We start from the raw sequence: 10,883 nt of genomic DNA, 5'->3' as shown, positions 1-10,883 counted from the left end.
CACCGAGGTGGGCCAGGACGACGCCGGCTACCCCGCCCTGGTCGGACAGATCCCTAGCAGAGCACCCCGATGGGGCCGAGCGTGTCTCGAGTCACGACCANGGGTGGGACGACCGACGCCAACCCTGCCAGCCGGTCCCAGACCAGCCACCGGAAAGACTCACAGCGTGTCTGATGGTCCTCTGCCGTCGCGAGCGGGAGCCAGATCGGCGGTGTTCCTGCGGGACACCCGCGCCCGAGATCGGCAAGGCGGAGGATCGAGCCGCAGCGGGTTTCTGCGGTGACTGACGACAACGCCGCGAGGCGCCGACATGGCACGCGGCGGCACGCCGCCGACATTGCAGCGCAGCAGGCTACGGGGCCGTCAGGCGCGCCCTGGCCGGGTGAGCGCCCGGGATCGCGCCTCGTCGAGTACCACGGAGCTGGTGAAGTAACGAACCTCCGAACGCGAGGCGAGCGTGTCCACGAGGAACGTCTGCAGATGCCCGCTGTCGGCGACCGCGACGTGCAGCAGGAAGTCGGCCTGCCCGCTGACGTGCAGCAGGTTCAGCGTCTCCGGCTGGGTGAGGATGAACCGCTGGAAGGAGTTCACCACCTCCCTGGTGTGCGGGCGCACGTTGATGGACACCACGGCTTCCAGGCCGAGCCCGAGCGCGGCGGGGGAGACGCTGGCGTGGATGCCGGTGATCACGCCGGACTCCCGGAGTTTGCGCACCCGCTGCAGACAGCTGGACGGGGCGAGCCCGACCCGCTCGGCGAGGGTCCGGTTCGCGATCGAGGCGTCGTTCTGCAACTCCTCCAGTATTCGCCAGTCCACCGAATCCAGTTCGACTGAAGCACCCATGACACAAACTATATGCGTCGAAGCTGGTGGACTGGGGAATTTCTGTACAGCATGGGTGTGTGCGTCCGGTGTTCGAGGGAGGATTGACGTGCACATCGCGTGGGGACCGTTCCTGCTCGCCCTGGTGGTCATCGTGCTGGTGCCGGGGCCGAACTTCGTGCTGGTCACCCGCAATGCCGCGACTGGGCGCAAATGGGGCTGGCTCACCGCGGCCGGGGTCACCTGCGGGCTGCTGTGTTACGCGGTCGCCGCGGTGCTCGGGCTGTCCGCGCTGGTGGCCGCCGCGCCGGTGCTGCTGACCGTGCTCAAGGTCGTCGGGGTCTGCTATCTCGCCTATCTCGGTATCCGCACGCTGCTGCGTACCAGGAACCGCGGTCCCGAGGAGCCGGACCTGGCCCCGCGGTCGGCGCGCGCGGTGTTCCTGCGCGGGCTGCTCTGCGATGTGCTCAACCCGAAGGTCATGCTCGTCTTCCTCACCCTGGTCCCGCAGGCGATGGACCCGCACGCGGATCCGACCGGTCAGGCCGTGCTGCTCAGCTCGGTGGTGGTGCTCGGATTCGCCGGATGGTGGCTGATCGTGGTCCCGCTCGTCGGCTGGTTCTCCCGGATGCTGGCCGAACCGAAGGCGCGGAAGGTATTCGAACGCTGCTGCGGTGGCGCGCTGATCGCGATGGCCGGGCTGCTGCTCGCCGATTGAATCGCGTTCACCTCACGTTCACGCGCGGTCATGGAAAAATAAACTGTGCCGGAGTTCGAGGTATCGGCTGCCCGGTAAAACATTGTCCGTGGAATGGGTACCCCATGAAGGTGATTGGTTAAATCCAAAAACGGGCGTTCACCGCGTATCGCGATAGAAACCCGTTAATAACCGACACCACCCGTTCATCACCTTGTTATCACCCGGCCGTGGTGGGCTGCTTCACAGCGAGTGGTGTATTGCCACCCGATCGGTGACGGCGTACGGTCCAACTCGTATTCGAGCTTCCGCCGGATCTGCGATGTGGCAGCCGGGCAATTCTTCCCAAGACATGCGACACGAAGCTGTGACACCAGAAAGATATGCGCACTCGTGCATTTCAGCGTGAACAATTAAAGTGTTTGGTGGAAAGCGATGCAATTCTACGATGCTGAAATCGATACCGACATCGAGCCGTTGACCGAGGCGCTCACCAAGCTCGCGGCACGCGAGGACACCGCGTTCACCTTCATCGACTACGGCACGGACGCGGAGGGCATCGAGCACTCCATCAGCTGGTACGAGCTCGATCGCCGGGCGCGCGCCGTCGCGGCGAAGCTGGGCGAGCTGACCGATTCGGGGGAACGGGTCGCCCTGCTGTGTCCGCAGAATCTGGACTATGTCATCGGTTTCTACGCCGCGCTGTACGCGGGAACGATCAGCGTGCCGCTGTTCGCCCCCGAGGCGAGCGCGCACGGGGAGCGGCTGGTCGGCGCGCTCGCCGACGCGGATTCGCGGGTGTGGCTCACGTCCTCGGAGTCCATGGACGCGGTGCGCGAACTGCGGGACAGCCAGCCGGTGCCCCGGCCGAAGAACCTGCTCGCGGTGGACGCCGTGGACAGCGCGCTCGCCGACGACTTCGAGCCGGTGCCGCGCGCCGAGACCGATCCGGCCTATCTGCAGTACACATCCGGTTCCACGCGCAGCCCGGCCGGTGCGGTGATCACCCGGCGCGCGGTCGCGGCGAACGTGGCCCAGGTACGCAGCGCCTACGCGGTCGGGCCGGAGAGCACCTGCGTCGGCTGGCTGCCGTTCTTCCACGATATGGGACTGGTGCAGCTGGTCTGCCTTCCGGTGGCCGCGGGCTGTCCCTGCCTGTTCACCACGCCGTTCTCGTTCACCAGGAAACCGGTCCGCTGGCTGCGGTTGCTCTCCAGGGCCCACGATGCGATCACCGCGGCGCCGAACTTCGCCTTCGAGTACGCGGCCGCGAAACTGACCGATGCCGACCGCGCCGAACTCGATCTGAGTGGGGTGCGCACCGCGATCAACGGCAGCGAGCCGGTGCGGTCGAGCACGATCGCCGGTTTCCAGCAGGCCTGTGGCCCGCTCGGTTTCGCCGAGCAGGCACACCGCCCCTCCTACGGCCTGGCCGAGGCGACGGTGTTCGTGACCGCGAGCCAGGGCCCGCACGTGCTCACCGCGGACCGGGAACTGCTCGGAGCCGGTGCGCTCGAGCTCGTCCAGGAAACCGATGACTGCGCGATTTCCCTTGTGTCGGCGGGAAAACCGGTCGGCCAGCTGGTCCGGATCGTGGATGCGGAGCGCGGCGCGGTGCTCGAGGAGGGGCGCGTCGGCGAGATCTGGGTGCACGGGCCGAACGTCGCGGACGGGTTCTGGCGGCAGCCGGAGCGCTCTGCGGAGACCTTCGGCGGCACCCTCGCCGAACCGGGTGAGCTGCCGGGAACGGGCTGGCTGCGCACCGGTGACCTCGGGGTGTTCCACGAGGGACGGCTCTACATCACCGGCCGGGTCAAGGACCTGATCATCATCGACGGCAAGAACCACTACCCGCAGGACATCGAGGCCACCGTGCAGGAGGCGCACCCGGCGATCCGCAGGGACCGGCTCGCGGTGTTCAGCATCGAGCGGGACGGCAAGGAAGGCCCGGTCGTCGTGGCCGAGTTCTCCCAGCACGTGCCCGAGGCCGAGCGGGAACCGGGCCCGGTCGCGAAAAAGGTGCGCGCCGCCGTCGCCCGGCACCACGACCTGCGTCTGCTCGATTTCCGTTTGGTGCCACCGGGAACGGTGCGGCGTACCTCGAGCGGGAAGATCGCCCGCGCCGCGACCCGCACCCGCTATCTGGAAGCCATCGACGCTGCCGAGAACGGGAGAACCGCATGAACGCCGAACGTCTTCGCCAGTGGCTCATCACGACCCTCGCGGACATCTGCGGCATTGACGAGTCGGATGTGGACACCGCGGAACCCTTGCGGGACTTCGGATTGACCTCGCGGGAGGCGGTCGGGCTCGCCCAGGATCTCGGTGAAGAGCTCGGCAGGGAACTGTCCTCCGATCTCGCCTGGCAGTACCCGACGATCGAGGCGCTGGTGGCCTCGCTGACCGAAGAGCCGAGCGCGGCGCCCGAGGACGCGCCCGCCGCCGTCCGGACCGAGGAACCGATCGCCGTGGTCGGGCTCGGTTGCCGGCTGCCCGGCGGGATCCGCGGACCGGAGGATTTCTGGCGGCTGCTGCTCGCCGGGGAATCCGGGGTGAGCGAGGTCCCGCCCGGCCGCTGGCAGCAGTTCGGGCACGACTCCCCGCAACAAGTCGAGCGGCTTTCCCGGCTGGGCCGGTTCGGCGGATTCCTGCGCGATATCGAGTCCTTCGACGCCGAGTTCTTCGGGATCGCCCCGCGTGAGGCGGCCGCGATGGACCCGCAGCAGCGCATGCTGCTCGAAGTGGCCTGGGAGGCCTTCGAACACGCCGGGATCTCCCCGGAGCGGTTGCGCGGCACCGCGGCCGGGGTGTTCGTCGGGATCAGCGGGAACGAGTACAGCCACCTCACCCTGGACGACCTCAGCCGGATCGACGCGTGGACCGGAACCGGTGCCGCGCTGAGCATCGCGGCCAACCGGCTGTCCTATGTGCTCGATCTGCGCGGCCCGAGCGTCGCCGTGGACAGCGCCTGCTCCTCCTCGCTGACCGCGGTGCACCTGGCCGTCCAGAGCCTGCGCTCCGGGGAGAGTGAGATCGCGCTCGCCGCGGGGGTGAACCTCATCCTCGGGCCCGGGGTCACGGTGCACTTCGAGGAACTGGGAGTGCTCTCCCCGGACGGCAAGTGCAAGACCTTCGACGCGGAGGCGGACGGGATCGCGCGCGCCGAGGGGGCCGGGGTCGTGGTGCTCAAACCGCTGTCCGTTGCCCAGCGCGACGGAGACCGGGTGCTGGCCGTGCTGCGTGGCTCCGCGCTCAACTCGGACGGCCGTTCCAATGGACTCACCGCGCCGAATCCCCAGGCGCAGCAAGCACTGCTGCGGGCCGCCTACCGCAATGCCGGGGTCGCACCGTCCGATGTGGACTACGTGGAGGCGCACGGCACCGGCACGCTGCTCGGTGACCCGATCGAGGCGAACGCGCTCGGCGCGGTGCTCGGTGCCGAACGGGATCCGGAGCACCCGCTGCTGCTCGGCTCGGTGAAGACGAACCTCGGCCACCTCGAAGCGGCCGCGGGAATCACCGGGCTGATCAAGGTGGTGCTCGCCATGGCCAACCGGCGCATCCCGGAGAGTCTGCATTTCACCGAACCCAATCCGCGCATCGACTTCGCGGGCCTGAACCTGGCCGTGGCCGCGGCCCCGCGGCCCTGGCCGAACCACGAGCGCCCGGCGCTGGCCGGGGTGTCCGGATTCGGTTTCGGCGGCACCAACGCACACGTCGTGGTGGAGCAGGCACCCGCAGCCGAGCAGGCCGATCCGGGGGACACCGGGCTCTACCTGCTCGCGGACGCGACACCGGATCGGTTGCGCCACAAGGCATCGCGGTTGCGGTCCTGGCTCGCCGACGAGGGCTCGGCCGTCGAGCTCGCCGATATCGCGCACACCATGGCGCGCCGGGCGAGCGGCCGCCATCGCGGGGTGATCGCGGCGGCGAACCACACCGAACTGCTCTCCGGGCTGGACGCGCTCGCCGGCGCGGTCCCCGAGGAACGGGTGGCCACCGGAACCCGCACCGAACAAGGCGCGGTGTGGGTGTTCTCCGGTCAGGGCTCGCAATGGCGCGGCATGGGTACCGAGCTGCTACGCACCGAACCGGCCTTCGCCCAGGCGGTGGACGAGATCGCGGCCGCGCTCGATCCGCTGACCGGCTGGTCCTTTCGCGAGGTACTGGAAAACGGTGTGGAGCCTGAGGAATTCGCCGAGCTGCAGCCTTATCTGTTCGGGGTGCAGCTCGCGCTCGCCATGCTCTGGCGCAGTTACGGTGCCGAACCGGCCGCTGTCGTCGGGCACTCGCTCGGGGAGATCGCCGCGGCGGTCGTCGCGGGCGCGGTCTCGCTCGCGGATGGAGCCCTGATCGTGGTGCACCGATCCCGGCTGCTCGCGCGCACCGCCGGACTGGGCACCATGGCCGTACTCGAACTCTCCGTCGAGGAGGTCCGCGAACTGCTCTTCGGTTACGCGGATGTGGACATCGCCGCACACAACGCCCCGCGCCAGACCGTAATCGCCGGGCAGTTCGAACAGGTCAGCGCGATCGCCGATTCGGTTGCCGCGCGCGGACTGCTCGGCAGGCTGGTCAACACCGAGGTGGCCGGGCACTGCCGGATCGTCGCCCCGTGCGCGCGCGAACTCACCGGATACGTGTCCGAAGTGGACGGTGTGCTGCCCGGGGTGCCGATGTACCTGAGCGCGAGCGAGGATCCGCGCGCGCAGCGTCCGCTCGACGGCGACTACTGGGTGGGCAATGTGCGCAATCCGGTGCGGTTCGCCGAGGCCGTCTCCGCCGCGTTCGAGGACGGGCACCGCACTTTCCTGGAGATCTCCCCGCATCCGGTGCTGCGGCACGCCGTGCACGAGATCGCCGAGGGCGCCGGGATGCGCCCGCTCGTGCTCGGCACCCTGCGCAGGGACGAGGGGGAGCGGGAACGGTTCGCCGCGAACCGGGCCGGACTGCTCGCGGTCGGCGCGATCCGCTACGCCACCCAGGGCCGACTTGTCGACATACCGGCCACGGCCTGGCAGGGCGGGGCGCACTGGACCAAACCGGCGACCCGCGTCCCCGCTGCGGAACACCCGCTGCTCGGCACCTACAGCGAGGTCCCCGGCGGCACCCTGCACGTGTGGAGCGCCGATCTCGGCCTCGGGGCGCGGCCCTGGCTCGGTGAGCACCGCCTCGGTGGGCGCCCGGTACTCGCCGCATCCTGCGTGGCCGAAATGGCCCTGCGCGCCGGCCAGGTGGCGCTCGGCCTCGAACCCGGCCGCCTCGAAGTGCGCGGACTGCGGCTGCTCGAAACGCTGCCGCTCGGTGAACACACCAGGGTCACCACGACCGTGGAGAACGGCCGGTTCCGCTTGCACACCAAGGAGAGCGAGGGAACCTGGACGCTGCTCGCCGAGGCCGGACTGGCCCAGACCGAGCCAGCACCGGCCGAACTCGGTGAGCCCGCCGGTGAACCGGTGCCGCCCGCCCGGTTCTATGAACGACTGCGCGCGCTGAGCGTGGAGCACGGCCCCGCCTTCACCGGAATCACCGAGCTGCGCACCGGAGAACACGGCGCGCACATCCGGGTGGAGCTGCCGGAATCCGCGCCACGCGGCGGTTTCGGCGTGCACCCGGTGCTGCTGGACGGCTGCTTGCAGGCGATCACCGCCGCTCTCGCGGACTCCGAAGCGGTGTGGCTGCCCGCTGAACTGGGGGCGATCCGCGGTCACCCGGGCGCGGGCGAGGCCGTGCGCGCCGAGGTCAGCGTGCGCGAGGAGGGCGCGGAACCGTATGCCATGGTGCGCCTCGCCGATGCGCAGGACCGGGTGGTTCTCGAACTCGAACACATCGCCCTGTGCCGCAGGACACGGGCGGATCTCGCTGCTCCGCTTCGTGAGCGGTTGCTCGGCCGCACCTGGCGCCCGATCCCACCGGCGCCGAGCGATGCGGGTGATCCGCTTGTGCTGCTCGACGAATCGAGCGAGCTCACCGGCCTGGAATCGGCGCGCCGGGTGGCCTACGTGCTCGGTGCGGGCAGCGATCACGGGCAGGCCGGACTCGCCCGGGTGCTGGACGTGGTTCGCGCGCTCGCCGAGAATCCACACGCCCGGCTGTGGCTGGTGACCAGGGATGCGGCCGCCGTGCTGCCCGGTGAGAAGGGTGATCCGGCGCTCGCCGCGGTGCGCGGACTGGTACGGGTGCTCGCCAACGAACAGCCCCGGTTGCGGGTGAGCTGGCTCGATGTGGACGACCTGGCCGTGGTCGACGCGGCGACGCGGGACGGCGCGGATCCCGAGGACGAGGTAGCGGTGCGCGGCGCGGACCGCTACGGGGCCCGCATCGAACCGGTGCCCGCCCCGGTGGCGCAGGCTCCGCTGGTGCGCGCCGACGGCGGATATGTGATCACCGGAGGGCTCTCCGGGCTCGGGCTGCTCGTGGCGGGCCGGCTCGCCGAACGCGGTGCGGGCCGGATCGTACTCAACGCCCGGTCTGCCCCGAACGAGTCGGCGAGCGCGGCCATCGAGGAACTGCGCGCGCACGGCAGCGAGGTCGCCGTGGTGCGCGGGGACATCGCCGAACCAGGAGTGGCAGAACGGCTGCTCGCCGAGGCGGGCAACCCACGCGGAGTGGTGCATGCCGCTGCCGTGTTCGAGGACCGCACCGCGGCCCTGCTGGACGCGGAAACCCTGGAACGGACCTGGGCACCGAAGGCGATCGGGGCGCTGCGCCTGCACGAGGCGAGCAAGGTCCTCGAACTCGACTGGTGGTTCGGCTTCTCCTCGGCCGCCGCGCTGCTCGGTTCGCCCGGCCAGCCCGGCTACGCTTGCGCCAACGCCTATCTGGACGCCGTTGTCGCACTGCGCCGGGCCGAAGGGCTGCCCGCCGCGAGCGTGCAGTGGGGAACCTGGGCGCAGGTCGGCGCCGCCGCGGATGTGGAGATGCCCGGGGTGCGCGCGATCGCCCCGGAGGAGGGCATCGAGGTCTTCGAACGCATTCTCGGCCAGGAAGGCACATTCGGCGCGGTGCCGCTGGATATTCCGGAGCTGCTCGCGGCTTTCCCCGGCATAGCGGGGATCCCGCTGTTCGCCGAACTGTGCGCGGGGCACGAGGTGGAGACCCGCCGGCCGGATATCGCCGAGATCCGCGATACCGATCCGGAACAGGCCAGGGAACTGGTCACCGGTCAGGTGCTGCTCCGGGTCGCGGAGATCACCGGGCACGCGGCGGAGTCCTTCCCCGCCGAGGTCCCGTTGCCCAGCCTCGGGGTTGACTCGCTGCTCGCGGTGCGCATCCGCAATGCGCTGGAGCACGATTTCGGTGTCGCCCCGACGGTTTCGGTGCTGCTGCGCGGATCGAGTGCCGCGCAGCTGCGGGACTGGATGTGCGCCGAACTCGGTCTCGGCGCGGCGGAGCCGGACGTGGCGACAGCGGCGGCCGAGCCCGAACCGACCGGGCCACGGGATGCCGCGGAACGGCTCGTGGTCGCCGTCTGGCAGGAAGTGCTCGGCGAACCCGTCGGGGTGCGCACCGAGTTCCCGGACGATCCGGTGCGTGCCGAACTGGTCGCCGCGCTGCTTTCCGAACGCAGCGGCCACTCGCAACCGGTCGCCGAGCTGTTCGCCAGCAGGACCCCGGAACTGCAGGCGATGCTGGTGCGCGCCGCCCAGCGAGCGGATGCCGGACCGGTACGGGTACTGCGCGCCGAAGGGGAGGGCGCCCCGCTGTTCCTTTTCCACCCGGGAGGCGGGGACACCGCGGTGTTCCGGCAACTGGTCGACCTGCTCGGCACCGGTTATCCGGTCTACGGCTTCGACCGCACCGAAACCACCGCCTCGGTCGAGGAACGGGTGCGCGACTGGCTTCCCGAACTGCGCCGTCGGCAGCCACACGGTCCCTACCGGCTCGGTGGCTGGTCCTTCGGCGGTTTCCTCGCCTATGAATGCGCCCAGCAGCTGCGTGCCGAGGGTGAACGGGTCGATGTGCTCGCCATGATCGACCCGATCGTGCCGCTGCCCGAACCGGACGGCTTCAGCGAGGTGGAACTGCTCGAGCGCCGGTTCGAACGCTACGGCGAATTCCTGCGCACCGCCTACGGCGAGGACGTCGAGCTGCCCTACGCCGAGATGGCCCGCAGGGACGCGCTCGGCCAGGCCGATCTGCTCGTGCAGAGCATCGTCGACGCCCGGGTGATCGACGAACGGGTCGGCGAGGCGATCCTGGCCCACCAGCACGCCTCGTTCCTGGACGCCCGGCTGCTGGAGCGCTACCGGCCGCAGCCCTATCCGGGACCGGTGCAGTTCTACAGTGCCGGATCCGCGGTGCCCGGCGGGCTGCGGGACGCGCGCTTCGACCGCTCCGATCCGGCGCGCGGTTGGGACGAGTTCTGCTCCCGCCTCGAACTGCGCGTGGTTCCCGGACATCACCTCTCGCTGCTCGATCCGCCGAACGTCGAGGTGATCGCCGAGCACCTGAGCCGGGTGCTGCGCGCGGCGCGTGTGCTGAGTTAGGCCGCGATCCCGTCCAGCAGGGCCAGTTCCGCCTCGCTGAGTACCAGTGTTCCCGCGGTGATGTTCTGCTCCAGGTGCGCGGGATCCCCGGTTCCCGGGATCGCCAGCACATGCGGGCCGCGGTGCAGGGTCCAGGCCAGCCGCACCTGCGCCGGGCTCGCCTCGTGCGCCTGCGCGACCGAGGCGAGCTCGGCCTCTCCCGGTGCCTCGGCCCCGGTGGTGACCGCGAAGAACGGGACGAACGCGATGCCGTGCTCCGCGCACAGTGCGAGCACGGCATCGTCGGCCCGGTCGGTGAGGCTGTAGCGGTTCTGCACGCAGACCACCGGGGCGATCGCCATCGCCTCGCGCAACTGTTCGGTGCCGATATTGGAGATGCCCAGTTCGCGGATCAGGCCCGCCTCGCGCAGTTCGGCGAGCGCCCCGAAATGCTCGGCGACCGAACCGGGTTCCTTGTCCAGCCCGGTGCCCCAGCGCAGATTGACCACATCGAGCCGGTCCAGGCCCAGTTGGCGGATGTTCTCCTCCACCTGGCCGCGCAACCGCTCGGGGCGCGCGTACTCGAACTCCCCGTTTCTGGTCCGGCTCGGCCCGACCTTCGTGGTGAGCACCAGGTCCTCCGGATAGGGCTGCAGGGCCGTGCTGATCAGCTCGTTCGCCGAGCGGGTCGGGGTGAAGTAGAAGGCGGCGGTGTCGATGTGGTTCACGCCGAGCTCGATCGCCCTGCGCAGCACGGTGATCGCCGGTTCGCGGCGCTTGGCGGCCGGATCCCAGGGCATCCCGGTCAGCCGCATCGCGCCGAGACCCATCCTGTTGACGGTCTGCTCGCCGAGTTTCCAGGTTCCCGCGGCGGCCGCATTCGGTGCTTGTGTCAT

Annotated in this window: 5 protein-coding genes; 3 read left to right on the top strand and 2 right to left on the bottom strand. The window is 70.0% G+C overall.

The window, feature by feature from the left end; all coding sequences use genetic code 11:
• Positions 1–363: 363 nt before the first annotated feature.
• Complete coding sequence (locus A37U_RS0115075; RefSeq protein ID WP_020497477.1) at positions 364–843, bottom strand: Lrp/AsnC family transcriptional regulator; 480 nt, start codon at positions 841–843, stop codon at positions 364–366.
• An 88-nt stretch (positions 844–931) separates the two neighbouring features.
• Here A37U_RS0115075 and A37U_RS0115070 point away from each other — a divergent pair, with 88 nt between their 5' ends.
• The 3 genes from A37U_RS0115070 to A37U_RS0115060 all read left to right on the top strand — a co-directional run bounded on the left by A37U_RS0115070 (position 932) and on the right by A37U_RS0115060 (position 10,008).
• The gene (locus tag A37U_RS0115070) at positions 932–1,540 is read left to right on the top strand and encodes a LysE family translocator (protein WP_020497476.1); all 609 of its coding nucleotides are present in this window, start codon (positions 932–934) and stop codon (positions 1,538–1,540) included.
• 414 nt (positions 1,541–1,954) lie between these two features.
• Positions 1,955–3,703, top strand: coding sequence for a fatty acyl-AMP ligase (locus tag A37U_RS0115065; protein WP_020497475.1), 1,749 nt, complete (start codon positions 1,955–1,957; stop codon positions 3,701–3,703).
• Positions 3,700–10,008, top strand: coding sequence for a type I polyketide synthase (locus A37U_RS0115060; protein ID WP_020497474.1), 6,309 nt, complete (start codon positions 3,700–3,702; stop codon positions 10,006–10,008). Before A37U_RS0115065 ends, A37U_RS0115060 begins: the two co-directional genes overlap by 4 nt.
• Here A37U_RS0115060 and A37U_RS0115055 read toward each other — a convergent pair.
• Complete coding sequence (locus A37U_RS0115055) at positions 10,005–10,883, bottom strand: oxidoreductase (RefSeq protein WP_020497473.1); 879 nt, start codon at positions 10,881–10,883, stop codon at positions 10,005–10,007. The two genes, A37U_RS0115060 and A37U_RS0115055, sit on opposite strands and share 4 nt — an antisense overlap.

The sequence above is a fragment of the Sciscionella marina DSM 45152 genome, assembly GCF_000379465.1.
Lineage (GTDB): Bacteria > Actinomycetota > Actinomycetes > Mycobacteriales > Pseudonocardiaceae > Sciscionella > Sciscionella marina.
Note: the sequence above shows the minus strand (reverse complement) of the source record. Positions and strands in the feature narration are given on the sequence as shown.